Annotated in this window: 15 protein-coding genes; 11 read left to right on the top strand and 4 right to left on the bottom strand. The window is 59.3% G+C overall.

What is annotated here, in order from left to right:
* Nucleotides 1-39: 39 nt before the first annotated feature.
* Nucleotides 40-3,513: a carboxypeptidase regulatory-like domain-containing protein gene (locus tag P4G45_RS00155; RefSeq protein ID WP_348267673.1), complete on the bottom strand. Its 3,474-nt coding sequence runs from the start codon at nt 3,511-3,513 to the stop codon at nt 40-42.
* Between the two features lie 284 nt (nt 3,514-3,797).
* Here P4G45_RS00155 and P4G45_RS00150 point away from each other — a divergent pair, with 284 nt between their 5' ends.
* The 3 genes from P4G45_RS00150 (at nt 3,798) to P4G45_RS00140 (ending at nt 6,126) form a co-directional block, all read left to right on the top strand.
* Nucleotides 3,798-4,253 carry a 23S rRNA (pseudouridine(1915)-N(3))-methyltransferase RlmH gene (locus P4G45_RS00150; RefSeq protein ID WP_348267672.1) on the top strand — a complete coding sequence of 152 codons (456 nt, stop codon included), beginning with the start codon at nt 3,798-3,800 and terminating at the stop codon, nt 4,251-4,253.
* A 159-nt stretch (nt 4,254-4,412) separates the two neighbouring features.
* Nucleotides 4,413-5,270, top strand: coding sequence for an acetyl-CoA carboxylase, carboxyltransferase subunit beta (gene accD / locus P4G45_RS00145; protein ID WP_348267671.1), 858 nt, complete (start codon nt 4,413-4,415; stop codon nt 5,268-5,270).
* A gap of 10 nt (nt 5,271-5,280) precedes the next feature.
* Nucleotides 5,281-6,126: a class I SAM-dependent methyltransferase gene (locus P4G45_RS00140; RefSeq protein WP_348267670.1), complete on the top strand. Its 846-nt coding sequence runs from the start codon at nt 5,281-5,283 to the stop codon at nt 6,124-6,126.
* A gap of 15 nt (nt 6,127-6,141) precedes the next feature.
* Here the strand turns inward: P4G45_RS00140 and P4G45_RS00135 are convergent, their stop codons facing one another.
* Complete coding sequence (locus P4G45_RS00135) at nt 6,142-6,459, bottom strand: hypothetical protein (protein WP_348267669.1); 318 nt, start codon at nt 6,457-6,459, stop codon at nt 6,142-6,144.
* Between the two features lie 19 nt (nt 6,460-6,478).
* On the opposite strand from P4G45_RS00135, the gene P4G45_RS00130 reads away from it, so the two are divergent.
* From P4G45_RS00130 to P4G45_RS00120, 3 genes are all read left to right on the top strand, one after another.
* The gene (locus P4G45_RS00130) at nt 6,479-7,255 is read left to right on the top strand and encodes a hypothetical protein (protein ID WP_348267668.1); all 777 of its coding nucleotides are present in this window, start codon (nt 6,479-6,481) and stop codon (nt 7,253-7,255) included.
* Between the two features lie 331 nt (nt 7,256-7,586).
* Nucleotides 7,587-9,116 (top strand): diguanylate cyclase, encoded by a 1,530-nt coding sequence (locus P4G45_RS00125; RefSeq protein ID WP_348267667.1) that lies wholly within the window; start codon nt 7,587-7,589, stop codon nt 9,114-9,116.
* A gap of 80 nt (nt 9,117-9,196) precedes the next feature.
* Nucleotides 9,197-11,689, top strand: coding sequence for a hypothetical protein (locus P4G45_RS00120; protein WP_348267666.1), 2,493 nt, complete (start codon nt 9,197-9,199; stop codon nt 11,687-11,689).
* 180 nt (nt 11,690-11,869) lie between these two features.
* Here the strand turns inward: P4G45_RS00120 and P4G45_RS00115 are convergent, their stop codons facing one another.
* Nucleotides 11,870-12,067, bottom strand: a complete 198-nt coding sequence (locus P4G45_RS00115; protein ID WP_348267665.1) for a hypothetical protein — start codon at nt 12,065-12,067, stop codon at nt 11,870-11,872.
* Between the two features lie 236 nt (nt 12,068-12,303).
* Between P4G45_RS00115 and P4G45_RS00110 the strand changes: the two genes are divergently transcribed.
* The 4 genes from P4G45_RS00110 to P4G45_RS00095 are packed head-to-tail and all read left to right on the top strand — an operon-like array spanning nt 12,304 to nt 18,232.
* Nucleotides 12,304-12,717 (top strand): hypothetical protein, encoded by a 414-nt coding sequence (locus P4G45_RS00110; RefSeq protein ID WP_348267664.1) that lies wholly within the window; start codon nt 12,304-12,306, stop codon nt 12,715-12,717.
* A 51-nt stretch (nt 12,718-12,768) separates the two neighbouring features.
* The gene (locus P4G45_RS00105; RefSeq protein WP_348267663.1) at nt 12,769-14,052 is read left to right on the top strand and encodes a TolC family protein; all 1,284 of its coding nucleotides are present in this window, start codon (nt 12,769-12,771) and stop codon (nt 14,050-14,052) included.
* Nucleotides 14,049-15,140 carry an efflux RND transporter periplasmic adaptor subunit gene (locus P4G45_RS00100; protein ID WP_348267662.1) on the top strand — a complete coding sequence of 364 codons (1,092 nt, stop codon included), beginning with the start codon at nt 14,049-14,051 and terminating at the stop codon, nt 15,138-15,140. Before P4G45_RS00105 ends, P4G45_RS00100 begins: the two co-directional genes overlap by 4 nt.
* A 2-nt stretch (nt 15,141-15,142) precedes the next feature.
* A complete protein-coding gene (locus P4G45_RS00095; protein WP_348267661.1) occupies nt 15,143-18,232 on the top strand; it encodes a CusA/CzcA family heavy metal efflux RND transporter in 3,090 nt (1,029 codons plus the stop codon).
* A gap of 66 nt (nt 18,233-18,298) precedes the next feature.
* Here P4G45_RS00095 and P4G45_RS00090 read toward each other — a convergent pair whose 3' ends face one another.
* On the bottom strand, nt 18,299-19,207 hold the full coding sequence (locus P4G45_RS00090; RefSeq protein WP_348267660.1) for a DUF1080 domain-containing protein: 909 nt from the start codon (nt 19,205-19,207) through the stop codon (nt 18,299-18,301).
* A 490-nt stretch (nt 19,208-19,697) separates the two neighbouring features.
* Between P4G45_RS00090 and P4G45_RS00085 the strand changes: the two genes are divergently transcribed.
* Nucleotides 19,698-25,466 carry a HAMP domain-containing protein gene (locus P4G45_RS00085; protein ID WP_348267659.1) on the top strand — a complete coding sequence of 1,923 codons (5,769 nt, stop codon included), beginning with the start codon at nt 19,698-19,700 and terminating at the stop codon, nt 25,464-25,466.
* Nucleotides 25,467-25,493 lie beyond the last annotated feature (27 nt).

The raw sequence follows: 25,493 nt of genomic DNA, 5'->3' as shown, positions 1-25,493 counted from the left end.
GGATCACGGAGCGCCCCTTTCGTTGAATGCCGCCGATAGCTAGAAGCTAAGCTTGGCCGCCAGCTGCATCTGCCGGGCATTGGGGTTGAAGAGCAGCTCTGGGTGATTGAACGCCGGGTTGCTCACCGTCTGAAACTGCGTGGAAGTGCCTTGAGTTGAGGTCAGGTCGATCTGATCGATCTTCCCGGCGGTGTACTGCGGGTGATTGAGAACGTTGAACGCCTGGGCCTGGAACTCGATAGCCAGCCCCTCGGTGATGTTAATCCGCTTGCTCGCCGACAGGTCAAAGTTGTCGATGGGGCGAATCGGCAGGGTATTACGACCGGCAGTAGGCAGAGTACCTTTGCCCGCCTGGATGTAATAGGCGTTGGGGTTGATTGCGGTATAACCAACTAGATTGCCATTGCAAGTGGCGACACCCGCCCCGCAATTGCTCGCAAGGTTGATGCTGTAGACAGGTGTTACACCGGATCCGGTCCCCTTCTTGCCATTCGGATTGATAATCGGACGGTCGATCCCCGCCGAATCACCATTCAGATTCGAGTTCACCCCAGAGAGTGCAGTGGCATACTCAGGCGATTCGTAGGTGTAGATGGGTGAGAACTCCCAGTTGCCGATGATGTTCTTCTTGAGCCAGTTGGAGTGCTTGAAGTAGGGCAGATCGTAGACAGCCGCAACCGTCAGGCGGTGAGTGCGATCCAGCGCCGAACGGCTGTAATCGGCGTTGACGTTCTGTGAGTCCTGCGGACGGCGTGGCGTAAGGACCGTAGAAAAGACCTCTGCAGTCGCATCATCCATAGTCTTGCTCCAGGTGTAGGAAGCATTGAGCAGGAAGCCATGCTGGAAGCGCCGGGTCAGGTTGGTCTGCAGACCGTTGTAGCTGGAACCAGAGTAGGGCTGGTAGGAGGTGATCTTGCCGGTGAATCCCGCCGCCGCGTACTTCGGAAGAATGTTCGAACCCGCTACGATCTGGGCAAGATTACTGGCGTTTGCGTTTGTTTCGATGAGGGCGGGTGAATTGAGCGAGGTAAACAGCTGGTTCCCCGCGTTCACCTTCGGCTGTACGTTGAGCTGGATCTGGGTCGGAAGGTGAATGCCGCGAGTGCCGACGTAACGGACTTCGGCGGTGTAGTTAGAGGCGAACACACGCTGGACGCCGAGTGACCATGTCTCCGCATAGGGAATGATCTGATCCGGCATGTAGGCTGCAGTGGCAGCACGCTGTTTGGACAGATCCTGCGCGCAGGGAACGCCAGTGCCGGGGCCTGTTCCATCCTGGCAGAACGTGGCGAGAGCGCCGTTGCCCGCAGGCAGGCCGCCGTTGGTAAGGAAGTTGGGGTCGCCGGGGATCGGTTGTCCTGGCGTGGTTCCCACGTCATTGGTAGATGAATACTGTGGCGGGAAGGAGAGCAGGCCAAGGTTGTCGAACAGCACGTCCTGGGCGATCCCGAAGGCGGCGCGAATCGAGGTCTTGCCGTCCGGCGCATAGTTGATGCCTACGCGGGGAGCGAAGTTGGTGTACTGAGGCTGGGGTGACGAGAATTTGATAAGGCCGGGAACGCTGGCCGCGCTATTGAGGCTTTGTGCGCGCTCACCGACGGGAACCGAGGTGAACTCGTAGCGCAAGCCGTAGTTGAGGGTCAGCGTGGGGGCTACACGCCATGTGTCGTTGACATAGCCATAGAGTGCAGTCTGGTCGCCGTAGTAGACGAAGTTGCCGGTGGAACGCTCGCCGAAGGAGGTGGGGGCGAGGTCGTGGAGATACTCAGTGAGGTAGTTGTACTCATAGTCGCCGCGAACCCGCTGGGTGAAGGTCTGGGGTGCAATGAACTTGCGTCCGTCGAAACCGACCTTGAAGTTATGCTTGCCCTTGATCCAGGAGATATTGTCCACAGCCTGGTACAGGTTCTGTACCGTGGTCTGGGGAGCGTTGTCATCTGGACCGTAATCCAGGCCGTTCTGGTCATAGATATAGATGTTGGGGAAGGAGTCCAAACCGGGGTATTTGTAATTACCGGCGGAATAAGTCTGGGTAAAGCGGGTAAAGCCAACGCGAAACTCGTTGGTAAGGTTAGGCGTAAACGTGTGGAATTCGCTGATGGAAACGAGGTGGTATCGCAGCGGCAGGGGTTGATAGAAGACCGGAAGCGCAGCCGCGGTGTCCTGCTGCGTATTGCTGTTATAGAGGTAGCGGACGCGAAGGTTATCGGTCGGTGAGATCGTCCAGTCGCCGCTGGTCGTGAGGGCGCCGAAGTTGATAAAGGTGGGCGAGGAGACAAGGTAGTTGCCGACAGGGATGTTGTACTGGGTGCCGGAAGCATAGCTCGGGCTGCCGACGTTGGCGGAAAGTACGGGTCCATTTCCGGTACCGCTCCCGTCGCCGCTGTTGCCCGTACCGCTGAAGATTGAGATCGTCTGCGGCCCGGTCGCCTGATTGAAGCACGCCACATCTGCCGAAGCGTCAACCTGCGAGGGGGAAGCCGGAGTGTACTTCACATACTGGCCCACATTGGTGGCATTGAGGCCAGGGATCGCCTGAATCTGGGTGAGGCCAGCCGCCGTCGGCGTGCAAACGTACGATTGCAGGCTCTGTCCGGTGGTCTGCCGCTCGTAGTTGCCGAAGAAGAAGAGCTTGTCCTTGAGAATCGGACCGCCAACCTGACCGCCATAACGGTTGTAATCGAAGCGCGGGTTGGGCTGGTGTTGACCGGCAGGAACGTTCTCGGCATTCAGATTGCGGTTCTGGAAGTATTCGTAGGCCGCGCCGTGGAACTTATTGGTTCCGCTGATAACGCTGGTGCTGAACTGGCCGCCGGAGGAGTGGCCGAACTCAGGCGAAAATTGATTGGTAATGAGAGAGAATTCGCCTACCGCGTCGTTAGGGATATATACGAGGGGACCGGTTACGCCCTTGTCGTTATTATCGATACCTTCGATGGTGTAGTTATTGTTGCGGGGACGCTGGCCGCCGACCGAAGGTCCGGTGCCGGCGCCGATGCCGCCGTTAGAGGCGACGCCCGGGCTCAAAAGGGAGACGTTGAGCACGCCGAGCCCGACGGTGGCGCTGGGCAGAATCTTGAGTTCCGCAGGCTCGAAGGTCTGCGTGAGGTTGGCGCTGGTGGTATCGAGTGAAACCGCCGCAACTGCTGAAACCTCGACGCTGGTGGCACTGGAGACGGAGAGCGTCAGGTTGGCAGTAGACGATTTGCCGACTTCGATGTGGAGGCCCTTGAGGGTGTAGTTCGTAAAGCCAGGGGAAGAAGCGGTGACATCATAGTTTCCGTAGGGAAGATTGGGGATGAGAACGTCGCCGCTGGAGTTTCCTTTGCCGCTGTATGAGATGTTCGTATCTTCATTGACTGCGGTGACCGTGGCATTGGGGATGACTGCCCCAGTTGCATCCTTAACGGTTCCTGCGAGATTACCGCTGGCAGTCTGAGAGAAACCGACCCCGGCCATCACCATAAAAACAAACAAGATTGCGGAGATTACCGCGAAAGACCGTATACGCATGAATAGAACTCCTGACCCAAGGCTGTGTATGAAACTGATGAGTGGCAAATCGGAACTTACTCATTTCCTCAGCTGCCGTTGCCAACCAACACGTCAACGGTTACGAATGGTCATGCACGTTGGAGGCCATAGTCAGATTTTTGCAACAAACAGCAACTAATGAACCATTTGGTGAAGAACGGCGATACGGAATATGAAATATTAGAGAATGAGCGAACATAATCTGTGAAAATGGATCTATCGCGAAATTTTTAGGAGGTTGCTATGCGCCGGATGACGATTTCATGAAAATTTTCTTGACTGCAATCGCACCGCGACGCACCCGAACCAAGTCCGAAGCGACCGATCGCCTGTTAGCTGACTATATAGAGCGCTGTGGCCGGTATCTCCCATGCGAGTCCCAGACCTTCGACGACGAGACCGGCTTTCTGGACTGGCTGACCAAGCAGGCGGGGCGCGGTCCTGCATACGCAATCCTGCTCGACAGCCGAGGGCAGCAGTTCTCGTCGGAGGAGTTTGCCGCCCGCTTCGGCAACCTGCGCGACGGCGGGAGCCAGCGGCTGGTGCTGGCGGTGGGACCGGCGGATGGGTGGTCGGCTCCCGCGTTGCAGCGGGCAAATCTGCTGCTCTCGTTCGGACGCATCACTCTGCCCCACCAGCTGGCTCGCGTAGTGGCAGCAGAGCAGGTGTATCGAGCACTGACAATTCTGGCCGGGCACCCTTACCACTCCAGCCATTAGAGGCAAGAACAGGAATTGCGCTCGGGGAACACGGGATCTGGCCCCACCAAACCACGTCATCTCGACCGGAGAGAAGCGAAGTGGAGAGACCTTCCCAGCCAATATCGAACAGACCTCGGTACAATGGACAGGCACGAACTCAGAGGGCGCTGAAAACAAATGACCTGGTTCAAACGCGAAGACAATGAGATCGTCAACGATCCGCAGAAGACGGTGCGCACAGAAGGTCTCTGGATGCGCTGCGATGGCTGCCGCGAGATCATCTTCAAGGCAGACCTCGAAGCCAATCTGCAGGTTTGCCCGAAGTGCGGCAAGCACTTCCGCATCGATGCGCGCACCCGCATCAACAATCTGCTGGAGCCCGGCTATGAGCTGGTGGACCTGGAGCTGCGCTCGACCGATCCGCTCGAATTTACCGACCTGAAACCCTATAAGCGAAGGCTTGCAGAGGCGCAGGCCAAGACCGGTCTGAACGACGCGATCATCAATGCGACCGGGATGCTCGGCCCGCATGCGGTCGTGCTCAGCGTGATGGAGTACAGCTTCATCGGCGGCAGCATGGGCGCGGTCGTGGGCGAAACGATCGCCCGCGCCGTGGACAGGTCACTCGCAACGCGGCACCCGCTGATTATCGTCTCGGCCTCAGGCGGCGCGCGCATGATGGAGGGCATCGCTTCGTTGATGCAGCTCGCCAAAATCTCCGCCGGACTCGCGCGGATGGATGACGAGAAGATTCCCTACATCTCCTTGATGACCGACCCGACCACAGGCGGCGTGACGGCGAGCTTTGCCATGCTCGGCGACCTGAATATCGCTGAACCAGAGGCGCTGATCGGCTTTGCCGGGCCGCGCGTCATCGAGCAGACGATTCGGCAGAAGCTGCCTGAGGGATTTCAGCGGTCGGAGTTTCTGATGCAGCATGGTTTTCTCGACGCCATCGTTCCACGCAAACAGATGAAGCAGTACCTCGCACAGGCCCTGACATGGATGACCGCCGTGGACAGCAAGACCGCCTGAGACGATTTGAATGGAACAGGCCAGGCCATCCCGTACTGCACTCCGCGTCGCCATGCGGCGCGCCGCTCACCAGATTTATGATGCCAGGCCGCTGATATTTGACGACCCGTTTGCCGTGTCGATCCTGGGTGATACCTATGCCGAAGAGATCCGGCGGACGCCGACACGGCCCGACCGGCCTTTTTCGGTTTCGCTGCGGGCGTTTCTGGTAGCTCGCAGCCGCTACGCCGAGGACAATTTGGCCCGTGCCGTGGCCCGGGGCGTCTCGCAGTATGTACTGCTCGGCGCGGGACTCGATACGTTCGCGCACAGGAACTCGTATCCCGGACTGCGGGTGTTCGAGGTAGACCACCCGGCGACTCAGCTTTGGAAACGCCAACTGCTGGAGGCCGGCGGCATCGCCGCGCCGGATCGTTTGACCTATGCGCCAGTGGACTTCGAGCGGGAGTCCTTGCCCGGTCAGTTGCTGGCGGCTGGGTTCAACCCGCAGGCTCCAAGCTTCTTTGCCTGGCTCGGAGTGGTGCCTTATCTCACCGCTGCGGCATTTCGGACGACGCTGGATTTCATCTCCAGCCAGCCCCAGGGAAGTGGCGTGGTGCTCGACTATGGCCAGCCGCGACGCGTGCTGCCGATGCTCGAACAGCTGGCGCACGACTCACTCGCGTCGCGCGTGGCGCTGGCAGGAGAGCCCTTTCAGCTCTTCTTCACGCCGGAAGAGATGGCCGCCGAGCTTGCTGCATTTCGGGCAATCGAGGACCTTGGGACCGACGAGATCAACTCGCGCTACTTTGCAGGACGCAGCGACTCACTAATGCTCCGCGGCACAGCGGGGCGGTTGCTCAGTGCGTGGCTATAAAATCTTGACCAGCATTCAGCCCTTGCGCAGCTTGCGCTTCACCCAAAGCGTGCCTAGATAGGCCAGCGTCAGCAGCAGAACAACTACACCCACAGGAAGTCCGACCCACTTGTACGTGATGGTGAAGTCGGGCATATGGCTGGTGGCCACTTTGTAGAAGAGAAGAGTGATGATGGCGCAGAAGGTTGATGCAAAGAATGCGGCGAAGCCAACCGCTGCGCTCATCAGCAGCGTGGTGAAGAGTCCGAGGTCGCCGAGGGGAACGCCAAACAGGTAGCCTGAGCCGAATGCACGGGGAGCCGTCAACGTCCCATTCTGTGATGTGTGCGCCATACCAGTAGAATACTGCTTTATGGCAGAGAACGTTCAAGATGGGCTGATTCAGGCGGCGCAGGTTGCCCGCGAGACGGAAGTGCGGAAGGCCGCGAATGGCGTCAACTATGCCGCGTTCGGCGAAAACAGCCTGGAGGGCAAGGACCTCGACCACATGGTACAGGCGGTTCCCCTCGCCATTGCCCACGCGCTTAACCGCAAAACGTATTACTTTGTCCCGCTCGCCCTCAGCGAGAGCCGCGGCAGTGAAGCCACACTGATCGCCGCCGCCTATACCCCCGAACTGGGCGACCAGGCCACCTGCCATCGCAATCTGACGCTGGATGGCACTGAGGCCGTCTTTATCTCCACCCGTCTGCTGGGCGACCGCTTCGCCCTGGCGTTCGAGTTCTTCATCAATGTCGGCCATGCTTTTGTAGATGTTGCGGGCGTCCCCGAGGAGTTCAACACACTTGTATGGGCGCAGGCGCTTGCCGACGTGCGCGGCGAGACCAGCCAGGACGCGTGGGAGAGTCGCAACCTCGCAGTGGGCGGCGGTGCCAATTCGGGAAAGATCGACAGCAAGCCGGTCATCGACGAGAAGGCAAAATCGAGCTTCCTTGAATCGGCCTTCTCGGACGCGGTGGCCATCTATCAACTATCGCTTTCGGTCGACTTCGACTACTCGGAACTGCGCGAGCGCGAGTATCCGCTGCTGGCTCCTCAGGCGCTGGCGGAACGCTTACGCCTCGTGGCCAGACTCTTCCCGCCAAATTCGGGATACGAGTTCTCCATCCGCTATCGCCGGCGTGCTTAGAAAGAAGTCTCTTTGCTGCAATAAATCGTCAGAGATAAAGTCTGCCGTAGCCTGATTTCCTTGCCCCACCCAAACCCACCTCATCTCGACCGAAGGCGGCATATCCGCCGCCGCATCTCGCGCTTGCCTGCTGTACCCCATCCCTCCGACAGGATTACACCAACGGGGAATAGCATTAGCTCCAGAACCCTGTAACTTCAGCAGCAGCCTATATTATGTGGAATTTAGCTGCCTCTGCGATTTCAAAGAGCGGCAGGTTACCGTTTGTTTCTTTATCAGCCTTAACTAACGATTTGCACGTTTTGTGAGTCACAGCACCTTGGGGCCTCTGTTGAACCGTACGCTGAAGCCAATACATTTCGTTCTGTTCGCGGCTCTCTATCTCGGCCTGCAATCAATATGTATTGCGCTGTTTCCCACCCATGCCATGGGCGTCTCGTACCCCTTCATGATTCTGGCGCCGTGGCTTGCGCTGGCCGTGTGCTGGCGGGTCGGTCGTGCCGGTGCGGTGCGGACGCGTCTCTTGTGGACGCTGCTTTGCGCTGCGCTCGCGATCTGGGGCGTGGGGATCCTCTTCGCCGCGTGGGAAGATCTCCTGCAGCATAGCGCGCTGATCGGCGCGGATTTTTCAGACTTCCTGTTCTTCGTCTACGGGATGCCGGTCCTGCTGGCCATCTCCTCTCCAACCGAAGGAGAACGGGACTCCCTGTTTGTGTGGCTCGATGCTATTTCGGTACTGATGACGGCATTTCTGGCCTATGTAGCAATCTTTTCCGTGCTTCCGTTCGCTCACCGAGCCGGTCATTCGCTGTCCGAGTCACGTCTTCTGGTGACCTACAACGTGGAGAGTTTCGCGCTCGCCGGTGCCGCGACCCTGCGCCTGCTGGCCTATACCAACGATGGCGAAGAGCGTCGCTTCTACCAGATTTTATGCGGTTATCTGTGGATTTATGGGCTGCTCACCGCGCTCTACAACCATGTAACCGTTGCCACGAATGAGCAGACCGGCCAGTACGATCTGTTGACCATTCTTCCTTTTGTTTTTCTGACACTCGGTGCAGTCTATCTCTTCGGGCGCCCCGCACGCGGCGAGGAAAGAGTGCAGTCCTTTCGGCGAAAGCCCCTTACCCTGTTCATCGATAATGCCAGTCCGATCTTCTTCACGGTGGCCTTGCTTGCCCTTGGCGCTGCGCTGGTCCGGCAACATTTCTATATCGGGATGAGCGGCATCGTCGTTGCGCTGGTAGTGTATGGCATCCGGGCGACGCTTCTGCAAAGCCGCTACATGCAGGCCCAGCAGGAGCTGCAGGACGCCCGCGACAAGATGGAGGCGATGTCGCTGACCGACAGCCTCACCGAGATCGCCAATCGCCGCAGCTTCGATCACTCGCTTGAAGTCGAATGGCGGCGGGCGGTGCGGCGACGCAGTCCACTGTCGCTGCTAATGATCGATGTGGACTTTTTCAAGAAGCTGAATGACAGGTATGGCCATCCATATGGCGACGACTGCCTCATCCAGATCGCCCAGGCGCTGCAATCCGCGTTGCCGCGTACTGCGGACCTGCTGGCGCGCTACGGCGGCGAGGAGTTTGCGGTCATTCTCTCGGCAACCGACGCGCACGGCGCCGACATTGTCGCGCGAAGAATGCGCGAAGTCATTCAAGCCCTGAATCTGAAGAACGAGAGCCCAATCGGCGAGTTCGTCACCATCAGCATCGGCGTTGTGACCTACATGTTTCCCACCGAGGGCACATCGGCTACCTTCCTTCGGGCCGCGGACGAAGCGCTCTATCTCGCCAAAAGGAATGGGCGCGACAGAATTGAGTATGCTTCGAGCGATGTTCCCGCGCAGATCGGCTAACCGGGTTCCAGTGTCGCTGTCTGCCAAATATCCTGCCCGCAACCAGCGATAGACTACTCTAGCTAACTGGAGAATCCTGCATGCGTTTTTTTCATTGGAGTCTGATCACCCTCTGCGGCGTGGCCGCGGCGCAGACCACAGAGCTTCGTCCCATCAACAATTTTCCGCTTCAGGACCATGGTCTCGTGATTCGCCGCCATGTCGAGTCGCAGAAACCGTTCACCGTCGCAGGCACGCGCGGCATCGTCGTCGGCCAGCAGGACGGTCAGTTCGAAGCCTGGGTGCTTCCGGTAAAACTTCTCAGCCATTTTTCCATCGAGGCCAACGTCCAGGGCTACACCGTCCCTATCGACGTCAACCAGGACGCCAGCGAGATCGAAGTCTTTCCCGACCACACCACCATCACCTACTCGCACATCGCGTTTACCCTGCGACAGACGATCTTCGCTCCCGATGAGGCAAAGGATGGCACCGGCGCGGTCGTTCTCTTCCAGATCGATTCCATTCGCCCGGTCGACTTCACCTTTCGCTTTACTCCCGAGATGCGCACCATGTGGCCCGAGCGAGGCGAAGGCATTCCCTCAGCCGAGTGGGTCAAGCAGGGCAACAGCGGATTCTACGTGCTGCATACGGACTATCCCGACCTTGCGGGCGCTGTAGCCATGCCCACCGCGCAGCCCGGCATCATGGCTCCTTATCAGGAGAAGCCGCGCGTCTATCCGCTCGAGCTCAAGCTTCACTACGAGCCCAAGCGTGATGGCTCGCGCTTCTTCCCTCTGCTGATGGCCGAGGGAACCACCACTGCCACGGCGAACACCGCTGCTCTGCTGGCGAAGATCTCCGCGCTCAACGCAAACCTGCCCCAGACCTATGAAGAACACACCGCACGCTACGCCCAGATGCTCGGCGATCTGACTTCCATCCAGACTCCCGACGCTGGATTGAATGACGACTTTCAATGGGCGGAGATGTCGATCGAACAGCTCCGGGCGCGCACCGGCGACGAGATTGGACTAGTCGCCGGATACTACTCCTCGGGTGATTCAGCGAGGCCTGGCTTCGGCTGGTTCTTTGGCCGGGACACGCTCTACACTCTCTACGCGGTCAATAGCTTCGGCGACTTCACGCTGAGCCGCGAGGCGCTCGAATTTCTGATCAAGCGCCAGCGTGACGACGGCAAGATGATGCATGAGTACAGCCAGACCGCAGCCTACACCGATTGGAAGTCGCTGCCGTATATGTACGCCGCAGCCGACGCAACGCCGCTCTTCCTCACGCAGATGCTCGACTATGTGCACGCCAGCGGCGATGTCGAATTTCTCCGCACCCATCGCAAAGCTATCGAAGATGCGTGGCACTTCGAGACCACGCACGACTCCGACGGCGACGGTATCTACGACAACGCCCAGGGCACCGGCTGGGTCGAGAGCTGGCCCCCGGGAATGCCACATCAGGAGATCTATCTCGCCCTGCTCGACCAGCAGGCATCGTCTGCCATGGCGGAGCTCTCCACGCTGCTCGGCGACAATGCAACCTCTGCGGCAGCATCTGCACGCGCGACCGAGCTGACAAAGAAGATCGAAGCCGAGTACTACATGCCCGCTTCGCAAACGTATGCCTTCAGTCACAACGCCAATGCACTCGACCACACCCCGACCATCTTCCCCTCCGTCGCATGGTGGAATGGCGGAGCTGGTCTCGCCCATCCCGAGCCCAGCTTCGAGCGCTGGGCATCGCACGACTTCTCCACCGACTGGGGCCTGCGCGACGTAGCCGAAAGCGACCCCCTCTACGATCCCATCAGCTATCATCAGGGCTCCGTGTGGCCGCTCTTTACCGGTTGGCTGTCGTTGGCGGAATATCGGACGGACCGTCCTCTCTCGGGCTACGCTCACCTCATGCAGACCGCTGACCAGACCACCACTCAGGATCTGGGCGCGGTCACCGAGCTTCTCTCCGGCGCCTACTTTCAGCCCTTCGGCAGAAGCACCACCCATCAGCTCTGGTCTTCCTCCATGGTCATCATGCCCGCTCTCCGCGGCCTCTTCGGCATTAAAGTCGATGCCCTGACGAAGACGGTGCGGCTCAATCCCCATCTGCCCGCAGACTGGAACGAAGCCAATGTTCGGCGGCTCCACGTTGGCAGCTCTGTCGTCGATCTGAATTACCGGCGTGAAAAGCAGCAGATGATTGTGCGGCTCACGCTGGTTTCAGGTGAGCCAGTTCGACTGGCGGCGAGTGGAAAGGAGGTCGCTGCTAATGGGCAGACTGCTGCGTTCAAGCTGCCGGCGATCGAAGTTTCCTTGCCGCACGGCCTGCCGCTTCCCGGCGCCCGCACGGCACAACCAAAGGTCCTCGCCGAGAATATCGACGCACACTCCATGAAGCTCGAGCTCGAAGCGCAAGGCAGCTCGACAGTCGAATTCAAGCTACGCAGAAATGTGGAGGTAAAGCACCTCCTCGCCGACGGAGCCACCATCGTTCCGCCCACCAACAGCAACACCGGACAGTTGCTGGTGAAGTTTCCCACAGGAGACGGCTATCAGCGAAAGACAGTAACCCTGCGCTGGTAGGAGACCACAGATCTCAGGATTCGGAAGTGTCTGTTCCTTTGGTGATGGTGAGCGGTGATGGTGCGGTCGGGGCTTCAATCAAGTTGTCTTCATTCGTCGACGATTTGATCGTCAACGATCTGCCGATATCGATGCAGAAGAGACAAACATTAAGACGCGCCACCTGTTCGCGGACCAGCGTCACCATCTCCCGCGCAGCAGGAGCTTCTTATCCAGCTTGCCAATCTTGTCGGAGAACATGCCGAATGCAAGCGGCATCCGTGCAGAAACCACTTTAACCGGCGTAAGCACTTTGCCAAACTGCCGCCGCGTCATCGCATAGACCAGCTTCATCATCAAGCCTTGTGGGTTTTCGATAGCAGCAAGAAATGTATCCATCTGTATCTCCGTCCTGGATTTTCAAGAGGCCATAATGGCGGCCCGCTGGAGCATCTTCAAATCCAGCGTTTAAAAGACCCGGGTGCCCCAGAATACGACTCATACCAACCGAAATGCTCTACCCTTATGACGCCCCAACAAAGCCGATTTGGACACTGCGCGAGAACGATTTTTCCCGCCCCCGCCACCAGCTCGTTACCTAACCCTCTGACAATTTGTGCTATTCTCGGCCCAGCGTGGAGCTTTTCCTCAATCTCGCCTGGGCAGCACTCTCCATTCTTCTCATCGGGGGCTGGGTATGGTCGATCCGTAAAGGGCACACTGAGTTTCAGTGGACGACTTTAGTGGCCCTCGCTCTGCTGCTCGTGCTTCTCTTCCCCGCCATCTCGATGACCGATGACCGCGTCGCCATGAGCACACCGGCCGAGCTGGAACACATGATGCGAGCGAGCGAAGCCCCCCTCGGACCGGTCGCTGTCCTTGGGCTGTTCGGCTTGCTGGCAGCAGTCGTATTAGTCGTCCTGGACATGACTGCGCCGCGGTTCTACTCTCCCATGCGCACTCCCTTATTTGCGGAGAAGCTTCTGGCTGGATTCATCCGGGCCATTGGCGTTCGTCCGCCTCCTGCCCTGGCATACGTCGTTCGCTAGCAGATCGTATCCCCCCAGCTCTCCCTACATTTTTTGAACTTCGAAGGCAGTATGACGCAGAAATGTCTTTACCTGTTATGCGCTACCTTGATGGCGTGTCCACCTCTTGTGGCGCAATCATCGTCGCCAGCCGTTCCGCCGGTCCAAAACGTCCAGACCGCTCCCATCACGATCCAGCAGGCGGTCGATCGCGCCCTCACCGGCAACCCATCGCTGGCTGCGGCACGCGAACATCTCTCCGCCGTACATGCCACCATGCTTACCGCCAAGGCGCGTCAGAACCCCAGCCTGACCCTGCTGGGCCAGGGCGTCACGTTGCCCGAGATCAACAATAACGGCGGCAACCCCTACTACTACTCGGCAAATGTCTCGCGGCTCTTCGAGCGCGGACAAAAGCGCCGCTGGCGGATGGACGGCGCAGCCGACACCGCCGACGTCACCGAGAGCCAGCTTCACGATCAGGAGCGCCAACTCGTTCTCAACGTGCGCCAGGCCTTCACCAACATGCTCGCCGCCAAGGCCGCGCTGGGCATCGCGGAAGAAAATCTCGCCGACTACCGCAAAACACTCGACCTCAGCAAAGCACAGCTCGATGCCGGAGCCATTACCCGCACCGACTACGAGCGCATCGATCTACAACTCGCGCAGTTCGAAGCCGACGACGACGCAGCCCGGCTGAACATGCAGCAGACCAGCGCCCAGCTTCAGCAGCTCTTCGGCGTCGATCACCCCTCGCCCACCTTCGATGTCACCGGCACGCTCGAACCGCCACCGCTCACCCTGACCATGGCCGACGCCGAAAATCGCGCCCTTGCTGCACGACCCGACTATCAAGCGGCGAAGCAATCGCTTCTGCTCTCGCAGGCCAACGCCCGCTTTGCCATCGCCAGCGGCACAGCTGATCCTACCGTCGCCAGCGAGTACGAACGCAGCGGCGCCGACAACACCTTCGGAGTCAGCGTTCAGATCCCGCTGCGCATCTTCGACCGCAACCAGGGCGAGAAAGAACGCACCCGCTACGAAGTCGATTCCAGCCGCTTCGCCGTCACCGCCGCCCGCAATCAGGTCGTCTCCGATGTAGATCAGGCGTGGCTCGCGCTCAACACCGCTCAGCGGCAGGCTGTTCGCTACAACACCCACTACCTCGCCGAGGCCGGCCGCGTCCGCGACAACCTGCAATTCAGCTATCGCAACGGCAACTCCACGCTGCTCGATTACCTCGACGCCCTGCGCGACTACCGCTCCATCCATCTCAGCAGCCTCAACGCCAACGTTCAGGTGTGGCTTGCCATTCACCAACTCAGCTACGCGACCGCGACGGACATCATCCCATGAAAAAAAGTATCGAAATTCTGTCAGCCCTTGCGCTCTCCGTCGTTCCCCTCACGGCATGCAAACACGCTCCGCCACCGGTTGAACAGCAACCCAGCAACGTCGGCGTCGAAACCACAGTCGTTCATTCGACCCAAAACACCGACTACCTCGAAGTCCCCGCGCACGTCACCGCCGACCCCGCGCACGTCGTCCACATCTATCCGCCGCTCAGCGGACGCATCCTCGGCCTCAACATTCTTCCCGGCCAGAATGTAGCCAAGGGTCAGGTCATCGCTCAGCTCCAGAGCAACGACATCGCCGTCGCCCGCTCTGACTTCGAAAAAGCGAAGATCGAAGTCATCCGTGCTGACAGTGCTCTCAATCGCGGCAAGCTTCTCCTCGCACACGAAGTTCTCTCACAGGCGGACTTCGCCGAACTCCAGGCCACCGACCAGGTCGCCCACTCCGAACTCGACCGCGCACGCCAGCACATCCACGAGCTTGGCTTCGACGAGAACAGCGTATCCGACACCGTGCCCCTGCGCGCTCCCATCTCCGGCGTCGTCCTCGACATCGGCACCGCCACCGGCGAGATGCAGCGCTCGCTCGACAACGCAACCGTCATCGCCACCATCGCAAATCTTGACACCGTATGGGTCGTCGGCGACGTCTTCGAGAAGGATTTGGCCACGCTTCGCCCTGGCCGCGCCGTCGACATCGTCGTGCCTGCATACCCCGACCTCAAGCTCACGGGCCGCATCGACAACGTCTCCGATGCTCTCGACCCCACTACTCACACCCTCAAGCTGCGCGTCGTGCTGCCGAATCCGAAGCATCTGCTGAAGTCGGACATGTTCGCCACGATTCGCATCGCAGGCGCAACCCGCGCAACCTTTGTTCTTCCTGCTACCGCCGTCCTGCATGAAGCCGACAAGACCTTCGTCTTCATCGCCGACTCCTCTGGAAAATACGATCAGCGCGTAGTCACTGTGGGCCGCACACTCGACTCCGGAACGATAAAAAATATCGAAGTCGTCGACGGCCTCCACGACGGCGACAAGGTGGTCACAACCGGCGGCGCGTTGCTGCGCCCAACGAGCGGAGACTAACTGTGCAGCCACTCATTCGTCTCTTCATCCGCTATCGCGCCATCATCCTCATCCTCTTCTTCGTCATGCTCGCGCTCGGCGGATTCCTGGTCTCGCGTCTCGATATCGAGGCCTACCCCGACCCCTCGCCACCGCTGGTTGAGATCATCACCCAGAACCCCTCATGGTCCGCCGAAGAGATGGAGCAGCAGGTCACCGTTCCCATCGAGACCACCATCAACGGCACGCCCCACCTCGATCAGGTGCGCTCCATCAGCATCTTCGGCCTCTCCGACGTCAAGCTCTACTTCGAGTTCGGCAGCGACAGCTTCCGCGATCGCCAGGAAGTCCTCAACCGCCTGCAGACCCTCACGCTGCCCAACAATCTCCAGCCGCAACTCTCCCCGTGGTCGCCCATCGGCGAAATCTATCGCTACCAGCTCACCGGCCCCGGCTACACCCTCAACGAGATCAAGGCCACGCAGGACTGGCTCGTTCGCCGCGAGCTCAAACAGGTTCCCGGTATCATCGACATCACCACCTTCGGCGGCACCACGCGCCAGTATCAGATCGAGGCCGACCCCAACAAACTGCTCAGCTTCGGCGTTACGCTTCCGCAGGTCATCAACGCAGTCCAGGCGTCGAACGCCAATGCGGGCGGCAACTATCTCCAGCTAGGCAACCAGAACGTCAACGTCCGCGCCGTCGGCCAGGTTCACTCCATCGAGGACATCGGTGCGATTGTGGTGGCGGAGAAGAACGGCGCTCCCATCACCGTGCGCGACATCGGCAAGGTCACCGAAGGCTTCCAGCCTCGCCTCGGCCAGGTCGGCCGCGACAAGCAGAACGACATCGTCCTCGGCATCGTCCTTCTTCAGAAAGACGAAAAATCGTTGCCCACCCTCAAGGCCCTCAAGGAAAAGATCGCCAGTCTCAACGCCGGCAGCCTTCTTCCTCCCGGCATGAAGATCAGCACGATCTACGACCGCACTGACCTCATCGGCGAGACCACCCACACCGTCCGCGACATCATCATCACCGGTCTGGTTTTGGTGACGCTCGTCCTGCTGTCGATGCTGGGCGACCTGCGCATCACCTTCATCGCGGCAGTCACCATTCCGTTTGCCGTGCTGTTCGCCTTCGGGATGATGGTTCTTACGGGCCGCTCCGCCAATCTCATCTCCATCGGCGCCATCGACTTCGGAATCCTCGTCGATGCCTCCATCATCGTCCTCGAAAGCATCTATCGAAAGCTATCCCGCCGTATCGAAGGCGAAGAGACCGGCGCGCTCATCGTCGAAGGCGTCACCGACGCTGCAACGCCCGTCCTCTTCTCAACGGCAATCATCTGCATCGCCTTCATTCCGCTCTTCACCATGCAGGGCGTCGCCGGACAGATCTTCTCTCCCATGTCCGTCACCTACGGATTCGCTCTCCTCGGCGCGCTCATCTTCGCTCTTGTCTTCGCTCCCGTGCTCGGCTACCTCACCGCCCCCGCGGTGCAAAAAGTAGGCGATGGCTACACCTGGCTCAGCCGCGGACTGCGCAGAGGCTACGAGCGCATTCTCCATCGCGTTCTCCGCCACCCCTCCGGAGTCTGGATCGGCGCAGGCGCCATGCTCACCGCGGGAGTCCTCTGCTTCGTTCTGGTCGGCGGGGAATTCATGCCGCCGCTCGAAGAGGGCAATCTCTGGATCCGCGCCACGCTACCGCAGGACATCTCCTTCGACACCGCCGCTGCCATGGCCAACCAGATTCGCGCTGTCATCGCGCAATCACCCGAAGTCACGCAGACCGTCTCCCAGATGGGCCGACCCGACGACGGCACCGACGTCAGCACCTTCAACAACATCGAGGTCTCCGTCGCCCTCAAGCCCGCCGCCAAGTGGCGTCACGGCCTCACCAAACCCCAGCTCATCGAAGAGATCAACAACCGCCTCTCGCGCTTTCCCGGCATCGAGCTCAACTTCTCCCAGAACATCCAGGACAACGTCGAAGAGGCCATGTCCGGAGTCAAAGGCGAGAACTCGCTCAAGCTCTTCGGCGACGACTTCGACACCCTCACCAGCCTCGCCGACAAGATCGAGCAGGTCATGAAGTCCGTTCCCGGAGTCGCCGACGTCGGCGTCTTCAAGGTCGGCGGGCAGCCCTCGCTCGTCATCCAGATCGACCGCGCCAAGGCCGCGCGCTACGGCATCCTCTCCGCCGACATCAACGCCGCCGTCCAGGCCGCCATCGGCGGAGCGCCCGTCTCGCAGGTCATCCAGGGAGACCGCCGCTTCGACCTCACCATCCGTTACCCCGAGGCCGACCGCAGCAGCCCCGACGCCATACGCGCTATCCTCATCCCCACCGCCGACGGCGGCCGCATCCCGCTTGGCCAGGTCGCCGATATCGCCATCCGCGAAGGCAGCTTCATGATCTATCGTGAGGGCGGACGCCGCTACATCCCCATCAAATTCAGCGTTCGCGGTCGCGACCTCTCGACCACAATCAACGAACTGCAAAGCAAGCTCAAGCAGACCGTGAAACTCCCCACCGGCTACGACTACACCTGGGCCGGCGAGTTTGATTCGCTCAGAAAAGAGCAGCGCCGCCTCGCCGTCATCATCCCCATCTCGCTCGCGATTATCGTGGTCCTTCTCTACATCCAGTTCAACACCTGGAAGGACGCATTCATCATCATCGCCACCCTACCCTTCGCTGCCGTAGGCGGTGCAGCGTCTCTCTTCGTCACGCGAACGCCGTTCAGCATCTCCGCCGCTGTAGGTTTCACCTCGCTAATAGGCGTAGCTACGCTGGGCGCCGTTGTCTTCATGTCGGGAGTGCGCCGCGCCCAGCGGGAAAGCATCACCGAGGATGGAGTCACAGACAAGGGCCTCGAAGAAGGCTGCATCGACGAGATGCGTCCCGTCGTCATGGCCTGCCTCGCCGCTGGCCTCGGTCTGTTGCCCGCTTCGCTCTCAAACGGCATCGGAGCCCAGGCTCAGCAACCCCTCGCCCGCGTCGTCGTAGGAGGAATGATCACCACGATCATCTCCATTCTCTTCATTCTCCCCCTGCTCCTCCGCCAACGTCCTGCACCACCATCCAACGAAACCCCCACCCCATAAGGAGTTCTGCGCGTGACAATTGACAGCCAACCGTCGAGCTTACACTGTCGAGGCGAAGCTGACCGACTAATCGAACTTCCGAAGCCAGATATTGCGCACAGAGATTTTGCACGGCTGGCTTTCGATCTCGAAGCCGATAAGTCCCGGTTGGTTATTGACTGAGTCTTTATTGTCATCGATGAAGACAGCCATCAGCTGGCCGTTCATGATGTGCATCATCACTCCGCCGCGCGCGATGATCTCGTAGTCGTTCCATTCGTTTACCTTCACATAGCCACCCAGCGCCTGCTTGTCGCCGATAGTGGCGACCAGGCGATTGGTCTGGCCGGGCAACGCCTGCGTTACCTGACCGCGGTACGCGAGGATGCCCTGCATGGTGTTTTCGGAGTACCACTGACCTGTGTACGACGCAGCCCGTGCCGTGACCGGGAACCAGAAGTCGGCCTGTGGCCCGGTCATCATAAACTTGAGGTCATACGGCGGTTGGCCCGCGGGCTGCGGTCGGGTCCACGGTACACCGGTGACGCTGCGGTACTGAATTCCACCCCCACCGCCTTTTTCGATCTTCATCTGCAGCTTCAGGTCGAAGTCGCGGGTCTTGTCACCGCGATAGACGACGTAGTTGTTGCCCTTCGGCTTGCCCTCAAACGTTTCGCCCACCATAACGCCGTCTTCGACGCGCCAGATGCTCGGGTCGGCGTCCCATCCGGCGAAACTCTTACCATCGAAGATCTGCTTGTATCCCGTGTGCTCGTCAATGTCGTAGGGCGCGGGGTCGTGAAACTTCGGCATACCAATCAGCTTCTCGCCATGCGAACCCGTTTGCGGCGGCTGCGCGGCAGGAGACTCCAGCGCGGGCGGCACCGTCTGGGCGCTGAGCGCCGCCGGGAGCGTCAGGCATAAGACACCCAACGCAGCTATCGGCAAAAGTGACTGACGAACGAAGCGCGCATAGCAGCAATACGATGGGGACATGGAGTTTTGTGCCTTCCGATTGAGACGATTCAGGAACGATAGGATTTTAGCGGGAGCGGGGAGTCTTTAGCGACAGCTACATATTTAGTGGAATTCAAGAGGACCGCGCCGTAGCACGATAATCGATCCAGGATCAGTACCGTTTTACGATACGCACCTATCAGTCAGATCCCGGCACGATGTGCAGCAGGACTTCTCATCACCGTCGACGCTCCTGATGCGGGACAGAGGTACAAAGTTGGATAATAAGGAGAATTGGGGCAGGGTTACAAAACCACAAGCGGCCATCCTGAGCCTGTTAGTCTGCATCTGATAATGCGTCTCGTTCTATGTTTTTCTATGTTTTCTGATGCAGGCTAATCTGTAACGATGAAGATCCATTTGCTTCCATGAAGGGCTTATAAAGTTTTTGAAATTGCGGTGCCCTTACGTTAGTTAGATACCTGAGACGCGGTTTTTGATCTGCACTTGAACGGGAGATCCTGATTTTATGGCGACAACCGCCACAGTTACAGCCAAGGAAGACAAAAAAAACAAGCCCACCGGAAATGGAAAGAATGGCAAGGGATCAAGCGACCAATCGATCCCTCAGGCAGATAGTCTGGCGCTCATTCTCGCAAGTCTACAGACCATGCGGGACGGTAATTTCTCCGTGAGGCTCCCCGTGGCGTGGGTTGGTCTCGAAGGTAAGATCGCCGACACCTTTAATGACATTGTTGCGGCAAACGAACAGATGGCCGATGAACTCAATCGAGTCGGCCAGGCCGTCGGTAAAGAGGGTAAGACACGGGAGCGCACCCGTTTTCAGCAGTCCCGCGGGTCCTGGGGCAGGATGGAAGGTTCCGTCAATACTCTGGTCGAGGACCTGCTGAGACCGACGACAGAAGTGACTCGCGCCATCGCCGCCGTCGCTCAAGGCAATCTCGCGCAAACCGTACGGTTGGATGTGGGCGGAAGACCTCTCGAGGGTGAGTTCCTGCGTTCCGCCAACATCGTCAACACCATGATTCAACAGCTTGGCATCTTCACTGCCGAGGTCACGCGAGTAGCTCGCGAAGTCGGCACGGACGGCAAGCTCGGCGGCCAGGCGGTAGTGCCTGGGGTCGCCGGTACCTGGAAGGACCTCACCGATTCGGTCAACTCCATGGCGAGCAACCTGACCGGGCAGGTGCGTAATATCGCCGAGGTCGCGACTGCCGTGGCCAGCGGCGACCTCTCGCGCAAGATTACCGTGGACGTTCGCGGCGAGATCCTCCAGCTCAAAGAAGCCATCAATACGATGGTCGATCAATTGCGCTCCTTTGCCTCCGAAGTCACCCGCGTGGCTCGCGAAGTGGGCACGGACGGCAAGCTCGGCGGCCAGGCGGTAGTGCCTGGTGTCGCCGGCACATGGAAAGACCTCACCGACTCGGTGAACGCCATGGCTGGAAACCTGACCGCACAGGTCCGCAACATTGCGGAAGTTACTACGGCCGTCGCCCGCGGCGACCTCTCCCGCAAGATTACCGTCGACGTCAAAGGCGAGATTCTCGAACTGAAGGACACCATCAACACGATGGTCGACCAGCTCAATGCCTTTGCTGGTGAAGTTACGCGTGTAGCCCGAGAGGTCGGAACCGAAGGCAAGCTCGGCGGTCAGGCACAGGTGCTGGGCGTCGGTGGAACCTGGAAGGACCTTACCGACAACGTCAACTTCATGGCCAGCAATCTCACCGGCCAGGTCCGCAATATCGCCGAGGTGGCGACCGCGATTGCGAATGGCGACCTCTCCCGCAAGATCACGGTCGATGTGCGTGGAGAGATTCTCCAGCTTAAAGAAACTTTGAACACCATGGTTGACCAGCTCAACCGCTTCGCTGGCGAAGTAACGCGTGTGGCCCGCGAGGTTGGAACCGAAGGCAGGCTCGGCGGACAGGCGAACGTGCCGGGCGTCGCCGGTACCTGGAAGGACTTAACGGACTCGGTCAACTCGATGGCCGGAAATCTTACCGGTCAGGTCCGCAATATCGCCGAGGTCACCACGGCCGTGGCAGGCGGCGACCTCTCCCGCAAGATCACCGTCGACGTGAAGGGCGAAATTCTGGAGTTGAAGAACACCATCAACACCATGGTCGACCAGCTCAACGCCTTCGCCGGTGAAGTAACGCGCGTGGCTCGCGAAGTAGGAACCGAAGGCAAGCTCGGCGGTCAAGCGCGGGTATCGGGTGTCGCCGGTACGTGGAAAGACCTTACCGACTCGGTCAACTTTATGGCCGGAAATCTCACGGCCCAGGTACGTAATATCGCTGAAGTGGCGACCGCCGTTGCTCGCGGCGACCTCTCCCGCAAGATTACCGTCGACGTCCGCGGAGAGATTCTCGAACTCAAAGACACCATCAATACCATGGTGGATCAGCTCCGGTCGTTCGCCGGTGAAGTGACGCGTGTCGCTCGCGAGGTCGGTACCGATGGAAAACTGGGCGGCCAGGCCCGGGTGCCGGGTGTCGCCGGTACGTGGAAGGACCTTACCGACAACGTCAACTTCATGGCGGGCAATCTCACGGCGCAAGTGCGAAATATTGCCGAGGTGGCGACCGCCATTGCCAGCGGAGACCTTTCCAAGAAGATCACCGTGAATGTGAGCGGCGAAATTCTGCTGCTCAAAGAAACCATCAACACCATGGTGGACCAGCTCAACGCCTTCGCCGGTGAAGTAACCCGCGTGGCTCGCGAAGTTGGAACCGAAGGAAGGCTGGGTGGACAAGCCAACGTGCCGGGAGTCGCAGGCACCTGGAAAGACCTTACAGACTCGGTCAACTCAATGGCTGGAAATCTGACCGGCCAGGTCCGCAACATTGCTGAAGTGACAACGGCGGTCGCTCGCGGCGACCTCTCTCGCAAGATCACTGTCGACGTGAAGGGCGAAATTCTGGAGTTGAAGAACACCATCAACACCATGGTGGACCAGTTGAACGCCTTCGCCGCCGAAGTAACGCGCGTCGCCCGCGAAGTCGGCACCGAAGGCAAGCTGGGAGGCCAGGCGCAGGTTCCCGACGTCGCCGGAACCTGGAAGGACCTTACTGACAACGTCAACGTCATGGCCGTGAACCTGACCGAGCAGGTACGCGGCATCGTCAAGGTCGTGACCGCCGTTGCTAACGGAGAGCTGACCCAGAAGCTCACGGTGAATGCCAAGGGCGAAGTGGCTGCATTGGCAGAGACCATCAACAACATGACGAACACGCTCGCCACCTTCGCCGATCAGGTCACGACCGTCGCCCGCGAAGTCGGTGTAGAAGGCCGCCTCGGCGGACAGGCGAACGTGCCGGGTGCTTCCGGAACCTGGAAAGACCTTACCGGCAACGTCAATCTTCTCGCCGATAACCTTACCAACCAGGTCCGCGCTATCGCCGAAGTGGCAACCGCCGTCACCAAGGGCGACCTGACCCGTTCCATTCAGGTGGACGCCAGCGGAGAAGTTGCCGAACTCAAAGACAACATCAACACCATGATCGACAACTTGCGGCTGACCACCGACCGCAATACCGAACAGGACTGGCTGAAGACCAATCTCGCCCGCTTCACCGGCATGTTGCAGGGCCAGCGTGAACTGACGACCGTAGGCCGAATGCTGCTGTCGGAGCTGGCGCCTCTGGTCAACGCGCAGCAAGGCGTTCTTTATCAGATGGAGGCAGAGGAGCCGCGCAACATGGTGCTTCTATCTGCTTTCGCGGACTCAACGGAAGGCCACCAGGAGATAGTGAAGGTCGGTGAGGGTTTGGTTGGCCAATGTGCCCTGGAAAAGCGGCGCATGTTGATCTCCAATCTGCCAAGCCATACTGTTCCAATCCGTTCCGGCCTGTTCGAGTCAGTTCCCCGGAACGTCATAGTCCTACCGGTCCTCTTCGAAGATCGCGTCAAAGCCGTCATCGAACTGGCCAGCCTGAACAACTTTACCCCCTCTCATCTCGCCTTCCTCGAACAGTTGACCTCCAGCATCGGCATCGTGCTCAACAGTATTGAAGCCACCATGCAGACGGAAGGCCTGCTCAAGCAGTCGCAACAACTGGCGGTCGAACTGCAAACCCAGCAGAAAGAGTTGCAGCAGACGAACGAGCAGCTTGCACAGAAGGCGAAACAGCTAGCCGAGCAGAATGCTGAAGTCGAGCGCAAGAATCAGGAGATCGAACAGGCCCGCGGAGCGTTGGAAGAGAAAGCCAAAGAGCTCGCCCTCACCTCCAAGTACAAGTCCGAGTTCTTGGCCAACATGTCGCACGAACTGCGCACGCCGCTCAACAGCATTCTCGTCCTCGGCCAGCAGCTTGCGGATAATCCGGACAGCAACCTCACCGGCAAGCAGGTCGAGTTTGCTCGCACGATTCACGGCGCCGGAACCGACCTTCTCAACCTCATCAGCGACATCCTGGACCTGTCCAAGATCGAGTCCGGCACCGTCTCCGTCGAGGCCGAAGAGGTCTTCTTCGGCAGCCTCATCGAGATGGTGGCGCGCCCCTTCCGGCACGAGGCGGACAACCGCAAGCTCGTCTTCGAGGTGAACAGCGACGCTCATCTCACGCGCAGTCTGGTCACCGACTCAAAGCGCGTCCAGCAGGTGCTCAAAAACCTCCTCTCCAATGCCTTCAAATTCACGGAGCAGGGCGGCGTGCGATTGTCCGTCTCGGCCGTTACGAGTGGTTGGACAGAACGCCATCAGATACTAACGAATGCAGCTTCCGTCATCGCCTTTGAGGTCTGCGACACCGGCATCGGCATCCCGCCCGAGAAGCAGAGAATCATCTTCGAAGCCTTCCAGCAGGCCGATGCGGGCACCAGTCGCAAATATGGTGGAACAGGCCTTGGCCTCGCCATCAGCCGCGAACTGGCCAGCCTGCTCGGCGGTGAGATCCAACTAAAAAGCACGCCGGGCAAGGGAAGCACCTTTACCCTTTACCTCCCGCAGACCTATGTGGGGCCATCTGCCTCAAACGTCAACCCGCCGAAGGACCCTCAACATGGGTCACGCTTCGAGCTGCCAGCCTCCGCCATCACCGCGATGGAGGAGCCGATGGAGCAGCTTCAGGACGACCGCAACGACATACAGTCGGGCGATGCTGTCCTGCTCATCGTTGAAGATGACATCCATTACGCACGAATTTTGTGCGATCTGTCGAGAGAGAAAGGCTTCAAGGTTCTTGTGGCATTGCGAGGCTCTGAAGCGCTTGCGCTGGCGCGGGAGTTCCACCCGACAGCGGTTTCGCTGGATGTCGCATTGCCCGATATGCTCGGCTGGACGGTGCTGAACCACTTGAAGCAGGACCCTTCAACCCGCCACATTCCCGTCCAGATGTTAACCATGGACGAGGATTGGCATCACGGCCTCTCTCATGGAGCGTTTGCGTTTGTAACCAAGCCGACGACGCCCGAAGGGCTCGACGCTGCCATCGCACACATCCGCGAATACTCCGCCCCGCGGCGCAAGCGGCTTCTGGTTGTCGAAGACGAACCCGCACAGCAGCTCAGCATCGAAGCTCTGCTGGGGCATGATGATATCGACGTTTCTGTTGTCTCGACCGGTTCGGATGCGCTGACCGCTATCAGTACCCAACCGTTTGACTGTGCCGTCCTCGATCTTCGGCTCCCGGACATGACAGGTTTTGAGTTGCTGGAGCAGTTGAGCAAGATTCAGAACGGAAGAGATCTGCCCGTGGTCGTCTTCACTGGAAAGGACCTGTCGCCGGAAGAAGACGCGCGATTGCACATGCTGGCGCGCAGCGTCATTGTGAAGGATGTCGAATCGCCCGAACGCCTGCTCGACGAAACAGCCCTCTTTCTCCACAGGGTTGTATCCGAGCTTCCAATTGAAAAGCAAAAGATGCTCGACCGTCTGCACCAGTCCGATGAGGCGCTGGTTGGCCGAAAGGTGCTCATCGTCGATGATGACGTGCGGAATATCTTCGCGCTCAGCAGCGTTCTGGAACGCCGCGGCATGGTGGTGCTAACCGCCGGAACCGGCCGCGAGGCAATTGCTACGGTCGAATCCACATCCGATCTCGGGATCGTTCTGATGGATATCATGATGCCCGAGATGGATGGATATGAAACCATGCAGGTGATACGGCGAAATCCACAGTTCCGCCGGCTACCCATCATCGCATTGACGGCAAAGGCAATGAAGGGCGACCGCGAAAAGTGTCTTGAAGCCGGCGCCTCCGAGTATTTGGCAAAGCCCGTCAATACAGAACAGTTGTTGTCGGCACTTCGCATGTGGCTTCACAGATAAATTACCCATGGTCAAGCAGGGCGCAAA

This window comes from Edaphobacter paludis (genome assembly GCF_039993895.1).
GTDB classification, from domain to species: Bacteria; Acidobacteriota; Terriglobia; order Terriglobales; family Acidobacteriaceae; genus Edaphobacter; species Edaphobacter paludis.
The sequence above is the reverse complement of the archived record's forward strand: the minus strand, read 5'-3'. Positions and strand labels throughout refer to the sequence as shown.

What these genes read in the sequence shown, in the direction of transcription:
- P4G45_RS00155 (WP_348267673.1), bottom strand. Translation starts at nt 3,513, where the DNA reads ATGCGTATACGGTCTTTCGCGGTAATCTCCGCAATCTTGTTTGTTTTT.
- P4G45_RS00150 (WP_348267672.1), top strand. Translation starts at nt 3,798, where the DNA reads ATGAAAATTTTCTTGACTGCAATCGCACCGCGACGCACCCGAACCAAG.
- accD (WP_348267671.1), top strand. Translation starts at nt 4,413, where the DNA reads ATGACCTGGTTCAAACGCGAAGACAATGAGATCGTCAACGATCCGCAG.
- P4G45_RS00140 (WP_348267670.1), top strand. Translation starts at nt 5,281, where the DNA reads ATGGAACAGGCCAGGCCATCCCGTACTGCACTCCGCGTCGCCATGCGG.
- P4G45_RS00135 (WP_348267669.1), bottom strand. Translation starts at nt 6,459, where the DNA reads ATGGCGCACACATCACAGAATGGGACGTTGACGGCTCCCCGTGCATTC.
- P4G45_RS00130 (WP_348267668.1), top strand. Translation starts at nt 6,479, where the DNA reads ATGGCAGAGAACGTTCAAGATGGGCTGATTCAGGCGGCGCAGGTTGCC.
- P4G45_RS00120 (WP_348267666.1), top strand. Translation starts at nt 9,197, where the DNA reads ATGCGTTTTTTTCATTGGAGTCTGATCACCCTCTGCGGCGTGGCCGCG.
- P4G45_RS00115 (WP_348267665.1), bottom strand. Translation starts at nt 12,067, where the DNA reads ATGGATACATTTCTTGCTGCTATCGAAAACCCACAAGGCTTGATGATG.
- P4G45_RS00105 (WP_348267663.1), top strand. Translation starts at nt 12,769, where the DNA reads ATGACGCAGAAATGTCTTTACCTGTTATGCGCTACCTTGATGGCGTGT.
- P4G45_RS00100 (WP_348267662.1), top strand. Translation starts at nt 14,049, where the DNA reads ATGAAAAAAAGTATCGAAATTCTGTCAGCCCTTGCGCTCTCCGTCGTT.
- P4G45_RS00090 (WP_348267660.1), bottom strand. Translation starts at nt 19,207, where the DNA reads ATGTCCCCATCGTATTGCTGCTATGCGCGCTTCGTTCGTCAGTCACTT.
- P4G45_RS00085 (WP_348267659.1), top strand. Translation starts at nt 19,698, where the DNA reads ATGGCGACAACCGCCACAGTTACAGCCAAGGAAGACAAAAAAAACAAG.